Origin of the sequence: Fusobacterium varium (assembly GCA_021531615.1) — a bacterium.
GTDB classification, from domain to species: Bacteria; Fusobacteriota; Fusobacteriia; order Fusobacteriales; family Fusobacteriaceae; genus Fusobacterium_A; species Fusobacterium_A varium_C.
Genome location: JADYUE010000103.1, coordinates 1 through 376 on the forward strand (window position 1 = coordinate 1; position 376 = coordinate 376).

Annotated in this window: 1 protein-coding gene; it reads left to right on the forward strand. The window is 30.6% G+C overall.

From position 1 onward, the window contains the following. Positions 1-129: 129 nt before the first annotated feature. On the forward strand, positions 130-376 hold a 247-nt coding region (locus tag I6E31_12510), incomplete at its 3' end, for an IS66 family transposase zinc-finger binding domain-containing protein (GenBank protein ID MCF2640779.1).

Consider the following 376-nt stretch of genomic DNA (forward strand, 5'->3'; position numbering starts at 1 on the left):
TATGCTTAAAGCTAGACTTGGAATGAATAGTTCTAATAGCAGTTTTCCTCCATCTTCTGATAAATTTAGTAAAAAAAAGATAAAAACAGATCGTTGAGAAAGAAAAGTGGCAAAGCATCAGGTGGGTAAATCGGTCATAAAGGTTCTACTCTTGAAAAAGTTGATAATCCTGATTTTATTGTTGAACTTCCTAATGATATTTGCCCTCATTGTGCTGCTAATTTAAAAGATGTTAAAGTAGAGGAAGTTAAAACTCGTCAAGTTTTTGATATTCCTGAAATTAAAATTAATGTTACTGAATATCAGGCGCATTTAAAAACTTGTCCACATTGCAATAAAAAATCAATATCTGAATTTCCTGAAAATGTTACCCATA